The 18,936-nt window shown below is 74.2% G+C and carries 18 protein-coding genes and 1 pseudogene; 9 read left to right on the top strand and 10 right to left on the bottom strand.

Going from position 1 to position 18,936, the window contains the following annotated elements; genetic code table 11:
• Positions 1–1,078, bottom strand: a pseudogene (locus JZ5iCDA_RS08190) (heparinase II/III domain-containing protein); the annotation flags it as partial.
• A gap of 243 nt (positions 1,079–1,321) precedes the next feature.
• Here JZ5iCDA_RS08190 and JZ5iCDA_RS08195 point away from each other — a divergent pair.
• The 9 genes from JZ5iCDA_RS08195 to kduI all read left to right on the top strand — a co-directional run bounded on the left by JZ5iCDA_RS08195 (position 1,322) and on the right by kduI (position 11,264).
• Positions 1,322–3,271, top strand: a complete 1,950-nt coding sequence (locus JZ5iCDA_RS08195; RefSeq protein ID WP_069386730.1) for a DUF2264 domain-containing protein — start codon at positions 1,322–1,324, stop codon at positions 3,269–3,271.
• Between the two features lie 79 nt (positions 3,272–3,350).
• Positions 3,351–4,667: an ABC transporter substrate-binding protein gene (locus tag JZ5iCDA_RS08200; RefSeq protein WP_069386731.1), complete on the top strand. Its 1,317-nt coding sequence runs from the start codon at positions 3,351–3,353 to the stop codon at positions 4,665–4,667.
• A gap of 112 nt (positions 4,668–4,779) precedes the next feature.
• Positions 4,780–5,745, top strand: coding sequence for a carbohydrate ABC transporter permease (locus JZ5iCDA_RS08205; protein WP_069386732.1), 966 nt, complete (start codon positions 4,780–4,782; stop codon positions 5,743–5,745).
• Positions 5,745–6,644 (top strand): carbohydrate ABC transporter permease, encoded by a 900-nt coding sequence (locus JZ5iCDA_RS08210; RefSeq protein ID WP_083259803.1) that lies wholly within the window; start codon positions 5,745–5,747, stop codon positions 6,642–6,644. The genes JZ5iCDA_RS08205 and JZ5iCDA_RS08210 overlap by 1 nt, the downstream gene beginning before the upstream one ends.
• A 4-nt stretch (positions 6,645–6,648) precedes the next feature.
• A complete protein-coding gene (locus tag JZ5iCDA_RS08215) occupies positions 6,649–7,383 on the top strand; it encodes a DUF624 domain-containing protein (protein WP_083259804.1) in 735 nt (244 codons plus the stop codon).
• Positions 7,384–7,479: 96 nt separating this feature from the next.
• Entirely contained in the window at positions 7,480–8,655 is a 1,176-nt protein-coding gene (locus tag JZ5iCDA_RS08220; RefSeq protein ID WP_069386733.1) for a glycoside hydrolase family 88 protein, read from the top strand.
• The gene (locus JZ5iCDA_RS08225) at positions 8,652–9,605 is read left to right on the top strand and encodes a fumarylacetoacetate hydrolase family protein (protein ID WP_069386734.1); all 954 of its coding nucleotides are present in this window, start codon (positions 8,652–8,654) and stop codon (positions 9,603–9,605) included. The genes JZ5iCDA_RS08220 and JZ5iCDA_RS08225 overlap by 4 nt, the downstream gene beginning before the upstream one ends.
• Positions 9,602–10,366, top strand: coding sequence for a 2-dehydro-3-deoxy-D-gluconate 5-dehydrogenase KduD (kduD, locus tag JZ5iCDA_RS08230; RefSeq protein WP_216093419.1), 765 nt, complete (start codon positions 9,602–9,604; stop codon positions 10,364–10,366). Before JZ5iCDA_RS08225 ends, kduD begins: the two co-directional genes overlap by 4 nt.
• A 61-nt stretch (positions 10,367–10,427) precedes the next feature.
• Positions 10,428–11,264: a 5-dehydro-4-deoxy-D-glucuronate isomerase gene (kduI, locus tag JZ5iCDA_RS08235; RefSeq protein WP_069386735.1), complete on the top strand. Its 837-nt coding sequence runs from the start codon at positions 10,428–10,430 to the stop codon at positions 11,262–11,264.
• Between the two features lie 106 nt (positions 11,265–11,370).
• On the opposite strand, the gene JZ5iCDA_RS08240 is transcribed toward kduI, so the two are convergent.
• From JZ5iCDA_RS08240 to JZ5iCDA_RS08280, 9 genes are all read right to left on the bottom strand, one after another.
• Positions 11,371–12,549 carry a zinc-dependent alcohol dehydrogenase gene (locus JZ5iCDA_RS08240; protein WP_069386736.1) on the bottom strand — a complete coding sequence of 393 codons (1,179 nt, stop codon included), beginning with the start codon at positions 12,547–12,549 and terminating at the stop codon, positions 11,371–11,373.
• Entirely contained in the window at positions 12,546–12,974 is a 429-nt protein-coding gene (locus JZ5iCDA_RS08245) for a hypothetical protein (RefSeq protein WP_069386737.1), read from the bottom strand. The genes JZ5iCDA_RS08240 and JZ5iCDA_RS08245 overlap by 4 nt, the downstream gene beginning before the upstream one ends.
• A 93-nt stretch (positions 12,975–13,067) precedes the next feature.
• Positions 13,068–14,201 (bottom strand): hypothetical protein, encoded by a 1,134-nt coding sequence (locus JZ5iCDA_RS18795; RefSeq protein ID WP_083259805.1) that lies wholly within the window; start codon positions 14,199–14,201, stop codon positions 13,068–13,070.
• Entirely contained in the window at positions 14,198–15,748 is a 1,551-nt protein-coding gene (der, locus tag JZ5iCDA_RS08255) for a ribosome biogenesis GTPase Der (RefSeq protein ID WP_083259806.1), read from the bottom strand. Before der ends, JZ5iCDA_RS18795 begins: the two co-directional genes overlap by 4 nt.
• Positions 15,749–15,788: 40 nt before the next feature.
• Positions 15,789–16,157, bottom strand: a complete 369-nt coding sequence (locus JZ5iCDA_RS08260; protein WP_069386738.1) for an iron chaperone — start codon at positions 16,155–16,157, stop codon at positions 15,789–15,791.
• A 103-nt stretch (positions 16,158–16,260) separates the two neighbouring features.
• A complete protein-coding gene (locus JZ5iCDA_RS08265; RefSeq protein ID WP_069386739.1) occupies positions 16,261–16,977 on the bottom strand; it encodes a lysophospholipid acyltransferase family protein in 717 nt (238 codons plus the stop codon).
• Positions 16,974–17,717, bottom strand: a complete 744-nt coding sequence (gene cmk, locus JZ5iCDA_RS08270) for a (d)CMP kinase (RefSeq protein ID WP_069386740.1) — start codon at positions 17,715–17,717, stop codon at positions 16,974–16,976. Before cmk ends, JZ5iCDA_RS08265 begins: the two co-directional genes overlap by 4 nt.
• The gene (gene aroH / locus JZ5iCDA_RS08275) at positions 17,714–18,076 is read right to left on the bottom strand and encodes a chorismate mutase (protein ID WP_069386741.1); all 363 of its coding nucleotides are present in this window, start codon (positions 18,074–18,076) and stop codon (positions 17,714–17,716) included. Before aroH ends, cmk begins: the two co-directional genes overlap by 4 nt.
• Positions 18,077–18,139: 63 nt before the next feature.
• Positions 18,140–18,936, bottom strand: a 797-nt coding sequence (locus JZ5iCDA_RS08280) for a pseudouridine synthase (protein ID WP_366246660.1), incomplete at its 5' end; no start/stop codon positions are given.

Consider the following 18,936-nt stretch of genomic DNA (forward strand, 5'->3'; position numbering starts at 1 on the left):
GGCGGGCCGCGCGGTGCAGCGCGTGCCACGGCTGTGCCGCCGGCGGCCGCGCGCGCCCGTCGGCGAGGTCGAGGTACCAGTCGCCGCCCAGGTGCATGCGGTGCGGGAACGCCACCGTCGCCCGCAGCGCGGGGACGGGGTCCGCCGGGTCGAGCGCGTCGAGCGCGCCGCCCGTGGCGTGCGCGAGCAGGTCGAGGGCCTCGATGGCGCGGCACGCGCCGTTCCACCAGTACTCGTAGCCCTCGTCGATCGCGCCGTCGTCCGGCAGCACGGCGACGTACCGGTCCAGGCCCTCGACCACGAGGTCCACGACGTGCGCGCGCAGCGCCGCGTCGGCCGGGTCGTCGAGCAGGCGCAGCGCCGCGGCGAGCACGTTCCCGTGGATCCACGGGCTCCAGTTGTGCACGTCGCCGTCGAGGCCCAGCCAGTGCCAGTCACGTCGCTCGACGAACGGGTCCACGACTCTCGCGCGCGCCTCCGCCCGCACGCGCTCGCGCAGCCCGGGGTAGCGCGCGTCGAGCACGTCGCCGAGCACGTGGTCCGTCCACGCGAGCTGGCCGACCACCTCGCCGGCGCCGAGGTCGAGGAACGGTCGGCCGACGTCCGGGAGCGCCCAGCCGCGTTCCGCGCGCGCGTCGTCGTGCGCGGGCCAGCACCAGGTGCTCTGCTCGCACAGCGCCCACACGCCGTCCGCGACCTCGTCGACCCACGCGTCCTCGAGCGTGACGGCGGCCGCGACCACGGCGCACGAGAGCCGGTGCTGGCGGGTGAACACCAGCGCCTCGTGCTCGGTGCGGTTGCCGTCGCGGTGCAGGCGCGCGGCGGTGCTCGCCAGCGGCAGCGGCCACGCGGTCCCGCGGTCGACGGTGGCGCGCTCGAGCACGTCCACGACGGTCGCGCGGTCGACGGAGCCGGTCGTGGACCAGACGGCGCGGTCGGTCGCGGGCGCGACGGGCAGCGCGCGGTCCGGGTCGACGAGCAGGGACGCGATCGCGGCGCGGCGGTCGGGCGCAGCGGCGAGCCGCGCGTCGAAGGCCGCGGCGAGCGGGCCGGCGAAGCCGGCGAGGGTCGTGGGCATCTCTCTCCGTCGAGGTATGGGCCCGGCGTCGTCACCGGTGGCGTGATCGGGCGAAGAATCGATCACAACCGATCATAACAGAAGAGTGTCGCGCTTGACAGCGTCTGTTTCTGAACGGTTGACTGCGGAACTGTTCGGTGAGCGTTCCGTCATGGTGACGGTGGTCACGAGCACCTCATCAGCAGCAACGCAGCAGCACAGGGGCGGCGCGCGGGAGCGCCGCACAGCACGACGGAGGACGCAATGACGCTCGAGGGCACCAGGTCGCAGCCGACCGCGGCGCTCGCCACGAGCCCGCTGACCGGGTGGGACCGTGCGCGGTGGGTCGCCCTCGGCGACGCCCTCCTCGCCGCGGTGCGACCCTACGCCTCCACCGGGCACGCGCGGATCACGCTCCCCGGCCCCGAGGGCGGCTACGGCCGCGCCGTCGACGGCCTCGAGGGATTCGCCCGCACGTTCCTGCTCGCCGGCTTCCGCCTCGCGGGCGAGCGCGGCGAGGACCCGCACGGCTACGCGCAGTGGTACGCGGACGGCCTCGCCGCCGGCTCCGACCCGCACGCGCCCGACCGCTGGCTGCGGATGTCCGAGCACGCGCAGGCGAAGGTCGAGGCCGCGTCGCTCGCGCTCGTGCTCGACCTCACGCGCCCGTGGATCTGGGACCGGCTCACGCCCCTGGTCCAGGAGCAGCTCGTCGACTACCTCGCCGAGGCGGTCGGGGACGACACCTACCCGCGCATCAACTGGGTCTGGTTCCGGCTCGTCGTCCAGACGTTCCTGCGCTCCGTCGGCGGCCCGCACTCCCTCGACGAGATGGCCGAGGACCTCGCGACGCACGACTCGTTCGAGCGCGAGGACGGCTGGCTCGCCGACGGCGACGAGCGCTCCTACGACCACTACGCCGGCTGGGCCCTGCACCTGTACCCCACGCTCTGGGCGCGCATGCGCGGCGCCGAGGACCTCGCTGTCCCGCGCCGCGAGCGCGACGTGCGCCTGCTCGACCGCTTCGTCGACGACGCGCTCGCGCTCGTCGGCGGCGACGGCTCGCCCCTGCTGCAGGGCCGCTCGCTCACCTACCGCTTCGCCGCGTCCGCCCCGTTCTGGGTCGGCGCCATGGCCGAGGTGCCGTCGCACTCCCCCGGCGCGCTCCGCCGGGCCGCGTCTGGGATCGTCAAGCACTTCGCCGACCACGGCGCGCCGGACGCGCGCGGCCTGCTCACCCAGGGCTGGCACCACGAGTGGCTGCCGATCGCCCAGGCCTACACCGGGCCGGGCTCGCCCTACTGGGCGAGCAAGGGCCTCATCGGCCTCGCGCTGCCGGCCGACCACCCCGCGTGGAGCGCCACGGAGGAGCCGCTCCCGGTCGAGCGCGGCGACGTCCTGCGCGCCGTGCGGGCCCCCGGCTGGGTCGTGAGCGGCACGCGGGCCGACGGCGTCGTGCGCGTCGTCAACCACGGCACCGACCACGCCCACGAAGGCGACCGCGTCGGCGACGCCCCGCTGTACGCGCGCCTGGGCTACTCGACCGCCACCGCACCGTGGTCCGACGTCGCGAGCCGGGTCTCGCCCGTCGAGCAGACGGTCGCGCTCGTCGACGCCGCGGGTCGCGCGACCCACCGCGCAGGGTGGCGCGCGCTCGGCGCCCGCGTCGCGCAGTCCCCCGGCGAGGTCCCGGTGGGCGTCGCCGCATCGGTCGCCCGCGTGCGCTGGCTCGAGCCCGAGCTCGGCGGCCGCGACCACGGCTCCGGCCTGCCCGGCACGCTGACCGACGCCGGGACCCTCACGACGGTCTCGCTCGTGCGCGGCCCGTGGGAGGTCCGCCTCGTGCGCGTCGACGAGCTCGCCGACGGCGTCGAGGCGGACGCCGTCCGCCTGCGCGTCGGCGGCTGGCCCGTCGTCGACGGCGACGGGCTCGTCGCGGGCGCCGTCCCGCTCGGCGAGGACGGCGTCGTCGCCACCGAGCACCGCGACGACGCGTCGCCCCTGGGCGACCGGTCGAGCGTCGACGTCGTCGACCTCCCGGCAGAGACCGGGACGTGGCGCGCGGTGCTCCTCACCCTCGCCCGGCCCGCGCCCGGCGACACCGACACCCCGGCGCCGCGCCCCGCGGCGCCGGAGATCCAGCTCACGGGGGCAGGACGCTCTGCCGCCGTGCAGTGGCCGGACGGGGAGCGCACGCTCACCGACCTGCCCTGACCCACCCACGAGCCCGGACCCGCCCCGGGCGAGCGGACAGGCCCGACGACGGGCCGCCGAACTCGAAGGAGAGCAAGGAATGAAGCGCACGACCCCGATCGCGATCGGCACCGCCGCCGTCGTCGCACTCACGCTGACGGCCTGCGGTGGCGGAGGCGAGTCCGGCGACGCCGCGCCCGCCGAGGGCCCCGTCACCCTGACGCTCGCCGGCTGGAGCCTGTCCTCCACCCCGGAGTTCCAGACCCTCGCCGACGCGTTCCACGAGGAGAACCCCGACGTCACGGTCGAGGTCCAGGAGTACGCGGCAGGCAACGACTACGACACGCAGATGACCGCGGACCTCGCGGCCGGCACCGCGCCCGACATCTACGTGCTGAAGAACCTCAAGAACTTCTACACGTACCAGTCGGGCCAGCAGCTCCTCGACGTCTCCGACGTCGCCTCGGAGCTCGACCCCGAGACGGGCGGCCTGGACGCGTACGAGGCGGAAGGCGCGCACTACGCGGTGCCCTACCGCCAGGACTCGTGGGTCCTGTACTACAACCAGGAGCTGTTCGACCAGGCCGGCGTCGCGCAGCCCGACGGCTCGTGGACGTGGGACGACTACACCCAGGCCGCGAAGGACCTGACGACCGCGTTCCAGGGCTCCGGGTCCACGGCGACCGGGACCTACCAGCACTCGTGGCAGTCGACCGTGCAGGGCTTCGCGCTCGCGCAGAGCGAGGACGCGGCGCTCGACAGCGGCGACTACTCGTTCCTCGAGCCGTTCTACGAGCGGGCGCTCGACCTCCAGTCGTCCGGCGCGCAGCCGAGCTACGGCACCGTGACGACGAACTCCCTCACCTACCAGGCGCAGTTCGGCACGCAGCAGGCCGCGATGATGCCGATGGGCACGTGGTACGCCGCGACGCTCATCTCCGAGCAGGAGAGCGGCTCCGCCGACCAGTTCGCGTGGGGCATGGCCCCGATCCCGCAGGCCGACGAGTCGACCACGGGCACGGACTCGACGCCGGTGACGTTCGGCGACCCGACGGGCCTGGGCATCAACCCGGCCATCGACGAGAGCAAGGTCCAGGCTGCCAAGGACTTCCTCGCGTTCGCCGCGGGCGAGGGCGGCGCCGAGGCGCTCGCCGAGATCGGCATCACGCCGGCGCTGTTCTCCGACTCGGTCGTCGAGACCTTCTTCTCGCTCGAGGGCGTGCCGACCGACGACCTGTCGCGCTTCGCGTTCGCCACGCACGACACCAAGCCGGAGAACCCGGTCGCCCCGAGCACGGCGGCGGTGCAGAACATCCTCAACGACCTGCACACGGCCGTGATGTCCGAGTCCACGCCGATCGCCGACGCGATCTCCGAGGCGGAGTCCCGCGCCTCCTCCGAGGCCGGCATCGGCTGACCCTCGCGGGTCCTCCCGCCGCGCACCACGCCCCGGGGCGCCGCGACCGCTACGACGCGGCGCCCCGGGTCGCACGGCACCTCACGACCTTCCAGACACAGGAGTCCCCACGATGTCGACCATCGCCGCCGACGAGCGGTCGCAGCCTCGGACGGACGGGCCGGACGCGCCCACCCGGCCGCCGACCGGCCGCCGCCGCGCCGGCAGCCGCCTCAGGCTGCGCAACACCCTGATCGGGTGGAGCTTCATCCTCCCGAACTTCCTCGGCTTCGCGCTGCTCACCCTCATCCCGGTGATCACGCTCTTCTACATCTCGTTCACGAACTGGAACGTCTTCGGCGTCGCGCAGTGGATCGGCCTCGACAACTTCGAGCGGCTCTTCGCCGACGCGAGCTTCCGCACCGCGCTGCTCAACACGCTGTACTACGCGGCGATCCACATCCCGCTGACGCTCGCGGCGTCGCTCGGCCTCGCGCTCCTGCTCAACCGCAAGCTGCGCGGCGTGGCGTTCTTCCGCACCGTCGCGTTCTTCCCCTACATCACGTCGATCGTCGCGATCGCCGTCGTGTGGAACATGCTCTTCAGCCCGGAGTTCGGCCCGATCAACCAGCTCCTGCGCGCCGTCGGGGTGGACAACCCTCCCGGGTGGACCACCTCGAGCGCGTGGGCGATGCCCGCCGTCATCCTCGTGAGCGTCTGGCGCGAGATGGGCTACTACATGCTCCTGCTCCTCGCCGGCCTGCAGACCGTGCCCGCGCAGCTCTACGAGGCGGCGCGCATGGACGGCGCCAACGCGTGGCAGCGGTTCTGGAACGTCACGCTGCCCGGCCTGCGCCCGACGATGTTCTTCGTCACGGTGATGCTCACCATCGGCAGCTTCAAGATCTTCGACCTGATCCTGGTCATGACCAACGGCGGCCCCGGGCAGTCGACCCTCGTCCTCAGCCAGTACATCTGGCAGAAGGGCTTCGTCGAGAACCAATTCGGCTACGCGTCGTCCGTCGCCGTCGTGCTGTTCTTCATCTGCATCTCGGTGACCGTCGTCCAGTTCCTCGTGAACAAGAGGAGGGAGGCGTGATGGCCACGCTCGACACCCCCACCCCTGCCGCCGCGCCCGTCGCGATCACGCCCGAGCCGCGCCAGCGCCGCGGCCGCGTGTCCTCCGGCGCGGGCCGCGTCGCCGGTTACGTCGCGATGGCCGTCGCCGCCGCCGCGATCCTCCTGCCGTTCTTCTGGATGGTCATCTCGTCGCTGAAGAACAACAACCAGGTCTTCACCGTGCCCATCCAGTGGGTGCCGGACCCGGTCGTGTGGCAGAACTACCTCGACATCTGGGCGAAGTCCGACATGACGTCGTGGCTGAAGAACACGCTCATCCTGTCGGTCACGGTCACCGTCCTGCAGGTTCTCACGGGCAGCTTCGCCGCCTACGGCTTCTCGAAGATGCGCTTCCGTGGCCGCGACGTGCTCTTCCTGCTCTACATCGGCACCATCGCCGTGCCGTGGCAGTCGTACATGATCCCGCAGTTCATCATGCTGTCCGAGGCCGGGCTGTCGAACACGCTGTGGTCGATCATCGCGCTCCAGGCGTTCGGTGCCTTCGGCGTGTTCCTCATGAAGCAGTACTTCGAGACCATCCCCGAGGAGCTCAGCGAGGCGGCGCGCCTCGACGGCCTTAGCGAGTACGGGATCTGGCGGCGCATCATGATGCCGCTCTCGGTCCCGGCGATCGCGAGCCTCACGCTGCTGACGTTCGTCAACACCTGGAACGACTACCTCGGCCCGCTCATCTACCTCCGCAGCCCCGAGCTGCGCACCATCCAGCTCGGCCTCAAGTCGTTCATCGGCCAGTACAACGCCGAGCACGCGCTCATCATGACCGGGTCCGTGCTGTCGGTCCTGCCGATCGCGATCATCTTCCTCCTCGGCCAGCGGTACTTCGTCGAGGGCGTCGCGTCGACCGGGCTCAAGGGGTGACCCCGTGACCACCTCGATCCACCCGGCCGTGACCCGCAGCGGCGCGTCCCCGCGCCGACGGCTCGTCTCGCAGGAGACGTACGAGCTGGTGTTCGCCACCGTCTACGCCGGCCTCGTGACGAACCTGCTCCTCGTCCTCGGGTGCCTGCCGTTCGTCGTGCTGCTCGTGACGACGGACCCCGCGGCGTCGTGGCCGGCCCTCGCCCTGGTCGCCCCGCTGTGCGCGCCCGCCGTCGTCGCCGCGTTCGGGGTGTTCGGCGCGGTGAGCGCCGACGCCTCGACGCAGGTCGTGCGCACCTGGTGGCGCACCTACCGGGCGCAGTGGCGCCGGGCGGCGACGCTCGGCGCCCTCACCACGGCGCTCGCCGTGGTGCTCGCCGTCGACGTCCGGGCCGTCTGGGGCCACGCGATCGGCGCGGTGGCGATCCCCGTGTTCGCCACCCTGCTCGTGCTCACCGCCCTGACCGCCCTCGTGGCGGCAGCGGCCCTCCCGGACCACCCGGCGGCACGCCTGCGCGACCTCCTCAAGGCGTCCCTCTTCGCCGCGGTGCGGCGCTGGTACCTCACGGTGCCGGCCCTGCTCGTCCTCGGGCTGCTCGCGTCGCTCGTCGCGGCGAAGCCCGCCGTCGGGCTCGGCCTCGGCCTCGCACCGCTGCTCTTCGCGGCGTGGGGCGGCGCACGCTTCGCGCTGCACTCCGCGCTCGGCACCGTCCCCGCACGCGCCGACGCGCCCCGCTGACCCGTCCGACCACTCGTCCACCGGCGCGCCGTCCACCACGGCCCGTCCACCGACCGTCCGGCGCCCGCGCGCGCCGGAGCAGAAGGAAGTTCTCCGATGACGCTCGCCACCGGGCTCGCCACCGAGCTCGCACCCGCCGTCGACGCCGCGCTCGCGACTGTTCGTCGCAACATCGCCGCGTTCGGCGACCGCTACCCCGACGACACGACGCGCGACGGTCTCTACCCGCCGCGCCCCGCGACCCCCGAGTTCGCCGAGGGCGCCAACCGGGGCTGGACGACGAGCTTCTGGCCGGGCATGCAGTGGCTCGCGTTCGAGCTGACGGGCGACGTGGCGTTCCGCGCCGCCGGCGAGCGGCACGTCGCGGACTTCGCCCGCCGGGTGGACCAGGGCGAGGACCTGCAGACTCACGACCTCGGCTTCCTCTACACGCTGTCCTGCGTCGCCCCGTGGCGTCTGCTCGGCGACGAGACCGCGCGGCGCGCGGCCCTCTCGGCGGCCGACCACCTCATGGTGCGGTTCCTCGAGCCGGCCGGCATCCTCCAGGCCTGGGGCGATCTGTCCGACCCGGCGCAGCGCGGCCGGACGATCGTCGACAGCCTCATGAACATGCCCCTGCTCACGTGGGCGGGCGAGCAGACCGGCGAGGAGCGCTTCCCCGACGCCGTGCGCCGGCACACGACGCAGCTCGCGACGCACATCGTGCGCGACGACGACACGACGTTCCACACGTTCTACTGGGACCCGGTCACGGGCGAGCCGCTGCGCGGCGGCACCGAGCAGGGCGCGGGCGACGACTCGTGCTGGGCCCGCGGCCAGGCGTGGGGCATCTACGGCTTCGCGATGAACCACCAGGTGACCGGGAACCCGGCGCTGCTCGACGCGTCGCGCCGCTGCGCCGACTACTTCCTCGCCCACCTGCCCTCGGACGGCGTCCCCTACTGGGACCTCGTCTACACCGACGGCAGCGACGCCCCGCGCGACAGCTCGTCGGCCGCGATCGCCGCGTGCGGGCTGCACGAGCTCGCCGCGGTCGAGACGGACCCGGAGCGCCGCGAGCGCTACGCGGCGGCGTCGCTCGACATGCTGCGCGCGCTCGTCGCCGGGTACACGCCCGAGGCGGAGGGCATGGAGTCGGACGCGCTGCTCCTGCACTCCGTCTACGACGCGCCGAAGAACGTCGGCGTCGACGAGGGCAGCCTGTGGGGGGACTACTTCTACCTCGAGGCGCTCGTGCGCCACACCCTCCCGGGCTGGGTGAAGTACTGGTGAGGCTCGTCTCCCACGTCCCCGGCCCGTCGCCGGCCGCGGCCGGCGACGGGCCGGGTGCCGAGCGCCCCGGCGCGCTCGTCGCCGACGCCGCGGGCGACCGCCTGCTCGACCTGGCCCCGGTCCTCGGGGAGGGGATCACGGTCACCGACGTGCTCGCCGACCCGGCGCTCGCCGCCACCGCGCGCGACGCCGTCGAGCAGGCATCTGCGGACGCCGCGGCGCTCGCCGGGCTGCCGCACGCCGCCGAGGTGCGGCTCGCTCCCCCGGTCCGTCCCGGCAAGATCCTGTGCCTCGGGTACAACTACCGCGGGCACGTCCCGGACGGCGAGGACCCGACGACGAACGACCCGCAGTTCCCGGACGTGTTCGTGAAGACGCCGAACACCCTGAGCGGGCCGGACGACGTCGTCGCTCTGCCCGCCGTCGCGGACGACGTCGACTACGAGGGCGAGATCGCCGTCGTCGTCGGGCGCCGCGCGCACGCCGTGAGCGTCGAGGACGCCATGGACCACGTCGCCGGGTACACGCTCTTCGACGACGTCTCCGACCGGTCGTGGCAGCGCCGGCAGAGCCAGTGGGCCATGGGCAAGTGCTTCGACGGGTTCGGCCAGCTCGGGCCGGCCGTCGTCACGGCGGACGACGTGGCGGACTTCCACGACCTGACCGTCGAGGTCGTGCGCGACGGCGTCGTCACCGTGTCGCAGAGCACCGCGACGATGGTCTTCCGGCTGCCGCACCTCGTCAGCTACCTCAGCCAGGTCATGACCCTCGAGCCCGGCGACGTCATCTCGACCGGGACGCCGCAGAAGCTGCCCGACGCCCTCGCCGCCCACCGACCCCTGGCGCACGGTGACGCCGTGACGATCCGCGTCGCGGGCCTGGGCGAGCTGACGACGCGCTTCGCCGGCACCGCAGACGCCACCGCACCGAACGAAGGAGCGAACGCATGATCCTCGACCAGTTCCGTCTCGACGGGAAGGTCGCGCTCGTCACGGGCACGAGCCGCGGCCTCGGGCAGGGCGCCGCCGTCGCGCTCGCCGAGGCCGGCGCCGACGTCGCGCTGCTCGACCGCAGCGTCCCGACCGAGACCATCGCGAAGGTCGAGGCGCTCGGCCGGCGCGTGCACGCCGTCCAGCGCGACCTGACGACGGCGAAGCCCGACGAGCTCCACGGTGCCGTCGCCGAGGTCGAGGAGGCGCTCGGCGCCGTCGACGTGCTCGTCAACAACGCGGGCACGATCCGCCGCGCGCCGGCCGCCGAGCACCCGGTCGAGGACTGGGACGCGGTCCTCGCCGTGAACCTCGACGCGGTGTTCCACCTCTCGCAGGCGGTGGGCCGGCGCATGCTCGAGCGCGGCGGCGGCAAGATCGTCAACATCGCGTCGATGCTGTCGTTCCAGGGCGGGATCCTCGTCCCCGGGTACGCGGCCTCCAAGCACGCCGTCGCGGGCCTGACGAAGGCGCTCGCCAACGAGTGGGCCGCGCGCGGCGTCAACGTCAACGCGATCGCCCCGGGCTACATGGCGACCGACAACACCGCGCCCATCCGCGCCGACGAGGCGCGCGAGCGCTCCATCGCCGAGCGCATCCCCGCCGCCCGGTGGGGCACCCCGGACGACCTCGCGGGCGCGCTCGTCTTCCTCGCGTCCGACGCCGCCCGGTACGTCCACGGCGTGATCCTGCCCGTGGACGGCGGCTGGCTCGTGCGCTGAGCCGACCGACCTCACGACCCGACCGAAGCACCTGACCCCGCACCACCAGGAGAGCAGAACCGTGGAACAGCGTTACGCCACCAGCCCCGAGCAGATCACCGGAGCGACGACCGAGGAGCTGCGCAGCCGCTTCCTCGTCCAGGACCTGTTCGTGCCGGGCGAGGTGAACGTCACCTACACCCACCACGACCGTGTCGTGCTCGGCGGGGCCGTCCCCGGCGACGCGCCGCTGCCGCTGCCGACCTACGACGAGATCCGCAGCGAGTACTTCCTCGAGCACCGCGAGGTCGGCATCGTCAACGTCGGCGGCACGGGCACCGTGACGACCGACGGCGAGGTGCACGAGCTGCCCAAGGGCGCGTGCCTGTACGTGGGCCGGGGCGTGCGCGAGGTCGTGTTCGCCAACGCCGGCTCCGGCGAGGAGGGTCCCGCGGCGTTCTACCTGTTCTCCGCGCCCGCGCACACCGCCTACCCGACGGTGCTCACGCTGCCGGGACAGGGCACGGTCCGCGAGCTCGGCGACCAGGTGACGTCCAACCGCCGCTCGCTCAACCAGTACATCCACGAGAACGGCGTGAAGTCCTGCCAGATCGTCATGGGCGTCACGTCGCTGCACGAGGGCAGCATGTGGAACACCATGCCGGCGCACACGCACGACCGCCGCACGGAGTGCTACCTGTACTTCGACGTGCCGGCCGACGCGCGCGTCATCCACCTGTGCGGGCAGCCCACGGAGACGCGCCACCTCGTGGTCGGCGACCGCGAGGCCGTCATCTCCCCGAGCTGGTCGGTGCACTCGGGCGTCGGGACCGCGGCGTACTCGTTCGTGTGGGCCATGGCCGGCGAGAACCAGTCGTTCGACGACATGGACGGCTTCCCCGTCACGTCGATGCGCTGACCCGTCCAGCCCCGGTGCCGAACCCGGGGTCGTGCGCCGTTCCCGTTCCGGGACGCCGAGCGACCCCGGGTTCGGTCGCTTCCGGTTCGGCCGACTCGGGGACGGGTCAGCCGTGCGGCAGGAACACCGACCGCATGCAGCCGTCCTCCTTGGACTTGAACAGGTCGTAGCCGCGCGGGCCCTCCTCGAGCGGCATGACGTGCGTCGCGAGGTGCTCCGTGACGAGCTCGCCGCGTGCCATGCGCTCGAGCAGCATCGGGATGTACCGCTGCCCGTGCATCTGCGCGCCGCGCAGCGTCAGGCCCTTGTTCATCACCGCGCCGAGCGGGAACTTGTCCGCGAGCGCCGCGAACACCCCGAGCACGAACACGGTGCCGCCCTTGCGGCAGTGGTAGATCGCGTGCCGCAGCGCGGTGGGCCGTTCCGTCTGCAGCCGCAGGTACTGCTTGGCGCGGTCGTACACCTGCTCCACGGGCGCCCCGCCGCCCGACTCCATGCCGACGGCCTCGATGCACACGTCGGGTCCCCGGCCGGCCGTCGCCTCGAGCAGGGCGGCGCCGACGTCGTCCGTGCCCTCCTGGAGGGTGTCGCAGCCGACGAACTCGCGCGTCATGCGCAGCCGTTCGGCGAGCGGGTCGATCACGAAGACCCGCTCGGCCCCGAGCAGCATCGCGGCGCGGGCGGCCATCTGCCCGACGCCGCCCGCTCCCCAGACCGCGACGACGTCGCCGGGCTGCACGCCGCCGAGGTCGGCACCCATCCACCCGGTCGACGCGGCGTCGGACGCGAAGACGGCCCGCTCGTCCGCGACGTCGTCGGGCACGGTGAACGCGCCGACGTCGGCGAACGGCACGCGCACGTACTCGGCGTGCGAGCCCTCGTACCCGCCCATGGCGTGGGAGTAGCCGTAGCAGCCGCCGGGCGCGAAGCCCCACAGGTGCTCGGTGACGGCGGGGTTGCGGTTGCCGTTGTCGCACAGCGAGTACAGCTCCTGGCGGCAGTACCAGCACTGCCCGCACGCGACGAAGGACGACACGACGACGCGGTCGCCGACGCGGTGCTTCGTCACCGCGGACCCGGCCTCGACGACCTCGCCGAGGAACTCGTGGCCGAGGACGTCGCCGGAGCGCATGAAGGGGATGTAGCCGCCGAGCAGGTGCAGGTCGGAGCCGCACGTGACGGTCCGCCGCACCTTGACGATCACGTCGCGGTCGTCGAGCAGGACCGGGTCGGGCACGTCGTTGACCGCGAGGTCGTTCACGCCCATCCACTGCAGCGCCCTCACAGCCGTCCCTCCGTCCCGGCCTTGCGGATCGCCGCCTCCAGGGGCAGCGACGTGAGCGTCCGGCGGCGCACGAGCGGCTCGTCGGGCGGCATGACGGTCCCGGTCTCCAGGAGCTGCTTGGTGAGCCGCAGTGCCTGCCGGGCGTCGTGGACGTCCACGTCCGCACCGGGCTCGACGCGCAGGCGCAGCTCGGAGCCGAAGTCCTTGGGCGCCGGCGCCGTGTCGAGCCGCACGCCGTCACCGAGGTCGGCGAGCGGTGCGGGACGACGACGCGCCAGGTCGGCGGACAGCTCGTCGTGGGACCGGTGCACGGTCACGGCGAGCACGTGCGCGTCATCGTGCTGGGCGGCGGACCGACGGGACCACCAGGCGGCGGCGCCGGCGGCCGCGGCGGACAGGGCGACGACTTTCGTGACGGCTCTCACGGGCGGCCTCCGAGGGGTGACCGGCCGGCGGCCGGTGCGGCGGGCACGCGCGGGCTGCTGCACGCGAGAGGCGGCGGGGCCTCGTCGGTCAGGCTAACCCTGGACCCGGCGGCCCGCCGGGTGCACGGTGCGCGCCTGGCGACGCTCGTCGTCGCGCCCGAGCGCCGCGCCGAGCGCGGCGAGCACGAGGAGGTCCACCGCGAGACCGGCGACGCCGACCCACTGGACCGCGCGGAACACGAGCAGCTGCGTGAGCAGGAGCGAGACGAGCACGCCGCGCCGCACCCACACCGCCCCCGCCCGGCGGTCGCCGCGGCCGGCGACGACCCCGGCGACGACGCACGCGACGGTCGCGGCGACGCCGGCGAGCATCCCGACCCCGACCCACGCGGGTACGTCGACGTCCCGCGTCAGGACGCGCACCGCGACGGCGACCGACCCTGCGGCGACGCCGAGCACCGCGACGACGACCACGACCGCGGCCCACCGCCGCGTCAGCGCCGTGGTGAACCACGCCGACGCCCGGCGCACGAGCCTGCGCACCGGGTCGGGCACGTCGACGTCGTCGCGCGGCACGGCCTCGACGAGCGCCGCCACCTCCGCGGCCGCGGGCTCGCCCCGACCCAGCGCGACGAGCTCCCGTGCTTCCGCGCGCGCCTCGTCGGTGAAGCCGCCCGCCACGCCGGCGACCGCCCGGTCCGTCGCCACGGCCAGGTACTCCGCGGCGTGGTGGCGGCGCCGCCCGTGCAGCGCCTCGACGAGGAGCACGAGGACCACGACGGTCGCGTAGATGAGCGCCGCCGTCGGCTCGTAGAAGTAGTCGTTGTCGGCCGTGACGAACTTGCCGATCTCGTCGACGAACAGCCCGAAGCCGACGCCGCTGAGCACCGCGCCGAGCGAGCGCAGCGCCGGCCCGACGAAGGACAGGAGCACGACGACGCCGAGCGCCATGCCCAACCCGCCCCACAGCACGTGCGCGACGTGCAGGTCTCCCCCGCCGATCTGCGGGTAGCCGGACGCGGCGAGGTAGAAGCGCGTGAGGAGAACGGTCGCGACGGTCACGACGAGGAACGTCACGAGGTGACGCGTCGCGGCGGTGTCGCGCACGACCCCGAGGCGCAGTCCGCGACCTCGGGCCGCGACGCCGCGCCGGGGCGCGCGGTGGCTCGTCGCGCCGGACTCACCGCCCGGACCCGACGTCACGCCGCGCGCCGCGCCGCCCGTCACCGCTTGCGCTTCTCCCGGACGCGCACGCTGATCTCGATGGGCGTGCCCTCGAAGCCGAACGTCTCGCGCAGGCGGCGCTCCACGAACCGGCGGTAGCCGGCCTCGAGGAAGCCCGTCGCGAAGATGACGAACCGCGGCGGGCGCGTGGACGCCTGCGTCGCGAAGAGGATGCGCGGCTGCTTGCCGCCGCGCAGCGGGTGCGGGTGCGCCGCGACGAGCTCGCCGAGGAACGCGTTGAGCCGCCCCGTCGGGATGCGCGTGTCCCACGAGTCGAGCGCACGCTCCATCGCGGGCACGAGCCGGTCGGTGTGCCAGCCCGTGCGGGCCGAGACGTTGACGCGCGGCGCCCACTGCACCTGCACGAGGTCCTTCTCGATCTCGCGCTCGAGGAAGGGGCGCCGGTCCTCGTCCATCAGGTCCCACTTGTTGTAGGCGATGACGAGCGCGCGCCCGGCGTCGACGACCTGGGAGATGACGCGCGTGTCCTGCTCGGTCAGCGGCACGGACGCGTCGACGAGCACGACCGCGAGCTCGGCCTTCTCGATCGCGGCCTGCGTGCGCAGGGACGCGTAGAAGTCCGCACCCTTCGTCTGGTGCACGCGGCGGCGGATGCCCGCGGTGTCGACGAGCACGTACGGCACGCCCTTGATCTCGACGAGCTCGTCGACCGGGTCGCGCGTCGTGCCGGCGAGCTCGTCGACGACCACGCGCTCGGACCCGGCGATCTTGTTGAGCAGCGACGACTTGCCGACGTTGGGACGCCCGACGAGCGCGACGCGGCGCGGGCCGGTCGGCCGGGCCTCGCCGTGCGCGGACTCGGTGGGCAGCGCCGCCATGGCGGCGTCGAGCAGGTCGCCCGTGCCGCGCCCGTGCAGGGCGGAGACGGGCATCGGCTCGCCGAGGCCGAGGCTCCACAGCGCCGCCGCGTCCGCCTCGCCCGACGGGCCGTCGACCTTGTTCGCGCACAGCACCACGGGCTTGCCGGACGAGCGCAGGAGCCGCACGACGCGCTCGTCGGTCGCGGTGGGGCCGACCGTCGCGTCGACGACGAACAGCACGGCGTCGGCGAGCGAGATCGCGACCTCGGCCTGCTCGGCGACCTTGGACTCGATGCCGGCGACGTCGACCTCCCAGCCGCCCGTGTCGACGAGCGTGAACCGGCGGCCCGACCACTCCGCGGGGTAGCTCACGCGGTCGCGCGTGACGCCCGGCTTGTCCTCCACGACGGCCTCGCGCCGCCCGAGGATGCGGTTGACGAGCGTGGACTTGCCGACGTTCGGGCGCCCGACGACCGCTAGCACGGGCAGGATCTCCGGCGCCTCGGCACCGTCGAGATCCTCGTCGTCCGCGTCGAGCAGGGCGAGGTCGGTCTCCTCGAGCTCGTAGTCGGCCAGGCCCGCGCGCAGCGCCCGCTCGCGCGCCTCGTCGTCCGCGGAGTCCGCGAGGTCGTCCGCGGAGTCCGCGACCGCCACCTGCGGGTCGGTCGCCGACCCGGCGGCGTCGGTCTCGTCGGGGGTGCCGGGCTGGGCCTGGTCGGGTGTGGTCATGCCGACGATTCTCCCAGGTCGCGGCGCCCGCGCCGAACGCTCAGCGCACGAGCCCGCGCCGCTCGGCCGCGAGCCGCGCCACGACGGCGCGCACGACGTCGTCCGGGACCGGCTCGGCGAGCGAGAAGCGCAGCGTCCCCTTGCCGTCGCGGTAGCGCGCGATCCGCCGCGCGAGCTCGTCGTCCTCGTCCGCGTCCGGCACCGGGTAGAGGGAGACGTGGTGCGCCCACCCCGCGAGGTACACGAGGTCGTGGTCGTCGAGCGTGAACGTGGGGATGCCGTAGCTGATGCGCTCCCCGAGCCCGGGCACGGTCCCGTGGATCACCTGGCGCAGGTGCGCGACGACCTCGCGCGCGTCGGGGGCGAGCGCGGCCACGTACTCGTCGACGGTCCTCGGCTTGTCGGGCATGGCAGGTCCCTCCGCGTCCGGCCGTGCCGCCTCACGGCGGGGCACGGTGCCGGGACGTCCACGGCCCGGCGCTACCGGAACCTACTCCTGCCCGGTCCCGGCGTCACGCGGGAGGACGTCCCGGGTCCTGCGCGGCCGGCAGGTCGTCGCGGCGCGGGGCGTCCAGCGGGAGCGCGACGCCGGTGGTCGCGACCGTGTCCGCGACGAGCGTCGCGAGCGCCGTGCGGATGCGCTCGTTGGCGTCCTCGAGCGCCCGCTTGCCGCTCGTCCCGGGCGCCCGCTCGACGACGACCGGCTCGCCGAACCGCACGACGAGGCGCCGTCGCGGCCCGGGCACGTGGTTCACGCCCTCGCCCGTGCGCCGCGTGCCGAGCACCGCGACGGGCACGACCCGGGCCCCGGAGTTGAGCGCGAGCCAGGCCACGCCGGCACGCGCCGAGGTCGCGTCGCCGCGCCCGCGGTTGCCCTCGGGGAAGACGCCCACCGCGCCGCCGCGGCGCAGGACCGCGAGCGCCGTGGCGAGCGCGCCCCGGCCGCCGCCGCGGTCGACGGGGATCTGCCCGGCGGCCCGCAGGACCCACCCGACGGGACCGGTGAACATCTCCTCCTTGACGAGGACGTGCAGCGGACGGGGCGCGACGCCGAGCACGACCGGCCCGTCGACCACCCCGGTGTGGTTCGCGGCGAGCACGACAGGGCCGTCGGCGGGCACGTTGTCACGACCCAGGACCTGCGTGTCCCACACGACGCGGGCGAGGAACCGGCCGACCCAGCGTGACCAGGCCGGTCCCGCGGTCGACGGCACGTGCGGTGCGCTCACGGCGTGGGGCGTGGGGCCACCGCCCGCCCGGTCACCTGCGCGACGACGGCGAGGACAGCGTCGACCGTCTGCTCGAGGTCGAGGTCGGAGGAGTCGACGGTCACGACGCCGTCGGCCGCCTGCTGGAACTGCGAGACGGTCGCGTCGTCGCGGTCGCGCCGCAGCACCTGGTCCTTGGTCGCCTCGACGGCGGCCGCGTCCGCGGTGCCGTGCACGTCGAGCGAGCGGCGCGCGAGCCGCGCCTCCTCGCTCGCGGTGAGCAGGACGCGCACGTCCGCGTCGGGCGCCACGACGGTCGTGATGTCCCGGCCCTCGGCGACGACACCGCGGCCGCCGGAGAACCCGCCCGGCGCGCGCTCGGCCTCGACGACCGCGCGCTGCAGGCGGCGCAGCTCGGCGCGCACGGCGAGGTTCGTCGCGACGGCGCTGACGGCCGTGGAGATCGCGGTCGTGCGGATCTCCTCGCCGACGTCCTGCCCGTCGACGTGCACGGTCGGCGCGGCGGGGTCGAGCCCCATGGCGAGCGGCATGACGCGCACGGCGCGCGCGACCGCGGCCTGGTCCGTGAGGTCCTCGCCGCGGCGCAGGCACCACCAGGTGGCCGCCCGGTACATCGCGCCCGTGTCGAGGTACGCGAGGCCGAGCCGGCGCGCGACGCCCTTGGAGACGCTGGACTTGCCCGAGCCCGACGGGCCGTCGATCGCGACGGTGAGCGGCCCCGCCGCCGCGCCGGCGCTCACTGGGCGAGGTCCTTGCGCAGCGCCGTCGCGCCGTGCAGGTAGACGTGCTGCACGTCGGCGCGCGCGACGTCGAGCTCCGCGTGCGCCATGAGGCGCACGACGCGCGGGAGGGCGCCCGGGACCGCCATCTCCGTCGCGCACATGAGCGGCACGTCGCCGAGCCCCATCTCGCGCGCCGCGGCGGCCGGGAAGTCGGCGACGAGGTCCGGCGTGCACGTGAAGATGATCGAGATGAGGGCCGCGGTGTCGACGTCGTTGGCGTCGAGCACGGCCTGCACGAGCTCGCGCGTGCGCGCGAAGAGGTGGTCGCGCTCGTCGGCGTCGAGCTGCGTGGCGCCCCGGATCGCCCGGACCGGCATGGGTGGTGCTCCTTCGTGCGGGACGGCCCGGCCTCCCGGCCGGGGCGTCGGTGGTGCCGTGGGTCAGAGGCCGACGGCGGACATGAGGCTCCCGAGCTCGGTGCGCCCGAGCACGCGCGTCGTGCCGGGGCGCAGGTCCCCGAGCGCGACGGGGCCGATCCGCGTGCGCACGAGGCGCGTCACGGGGTGCCCGACCTCCTCAAACATGCGGCGCACGACGCGGTTGCGGCCCGAGTGCAACACGACCTCGACCATCGCCATGTCCGGCACCTGGTCGACGACCCGGTAGGAGTCCGCGCGCACGATCCCGTCCTCGAGCTCGATGCCGTGCAGGAACCGGTTGGCGACGTTGCCCGGCACCCGGCCGCGGACGGTGACGAGGTACGTCTTCGGCACCTCGTGCGACGGGTGCGCGAGGTGGTTCGCGAGCTCGCCGTCGTTCGTCAGGAGGAGCAGGCCCTCGCTGTCCGCGTCGAGGCGGCCCACGTGGAACAGGCGCTCGGACCGGTCGGCGACGAGCTCGGCGAGCGACGGCCGGCCCTCGGGGTCGTGCATCGTCGACACGACGCCGCGCGGCTTGTTCAGCGCGAGCGTGACGCGCGAGGAGTCGAGCTGCAGGCGCATGCCGTCCACGTGGACGACCGCGCGCGTCGGGTCGACCCGCACGCCGAGCTCGCGCACGCGCACGCCGTCGACCTCGACGCGCCCGGCGGCGATGAGCTCCTCGCACGCGCGGCGCGAGCCGAGCCCCGCCGACGCGAGGACCTTCTGCAGGCGCACGCCGTCCTCGACGTGCACGTCGCGGGCCGGCTGCTCCTCGCCCCGGGGACGGCGCCGCGACGGCTGCCCGCCCTGCGGTC

This window comes from Cellulosimicrobium cellulans, from assembly GCF_001722485.1.
In the GTDB taxonomy this organism is placed as follows: domain Bacteria; phylum Actinomycetota; class Actinomycetes; order Actinomycetales; family Cellulomonadaceae; genus Cellulosimicrobium; species Cellulosimicrobium cellulans_A.

What these genes read in the sequence shown, in the direction of transcription:
- JZ5iCDA_RS08205 (WP_069386732.1), top strand. Translation starts at nt 4,780, where the DNA reads ATGTCGACCATCGCCGCCGACGAGCGGTCGCAGCCTCGGACGGACGGG.
- JZ5iCDA_RS08220 (WP_069386733.1), top strand. Translation starts at nt 7,480, where the DNA reads ATGACGCTCGCCACCGGGCTCGCCACCGAGCTCGCACCCGCCGTCGAC.
- der (WP_083259806.1), bottom strand. Translation starts at nt 15,748, where the DNA reads ATGACCACACCCGACCAGGCCCAGCCCGGCACCCCCGACGAGACCGAC.
- aroH (WP_069386741.1), bottom strand. Translation starts at nt 18,076, where the DNA reads ATGCCGGTCCGGGCGATCCGGGGCGCCACGCAGCTCGACGCCGACGAG.
- JZ5iCDA_RS08200 (WP_069386731.1), top strand. Translation starts at nt 3,351, where the DNA reads ATGAAGCGCACGACCCCGATCGCGATCGGCACCGCCGCCGTCGTCGCA.
- JZ5iCDA_RS08210 (WP_083259803.1), top strand. Translation starts at nt 5,745, where the DNA reads ATGGCCACGCTCGACACCCCCACCCCTGCCGCCGCGCCCGTCGCGATC.
- kduD (WP_216093419.1), top strand. Translation starts at nt 9,602, where the DNA reads ATGATCCTCGACCAGTTCCGTCTCGACGGGAAGGTCGCGCTCGTCACG.
- JZ5iCDA_RS08260 (WP_069386738.1), bottom strand. Translation starts at nt 16,157, where the DNA reads ATGCCCGACAAGCCGAGGACCGTCGACGAGTACGTGGCCGCGCTCGCC.
- JZ5iCDA_RS08195 (WP_069386730.1), top strand. Translation starts at nt 1,322, where the DNA reads ATGACGCTCGAGGGCACCAGGTCGCAGCCGACCGCGGCGCTCGCCACG.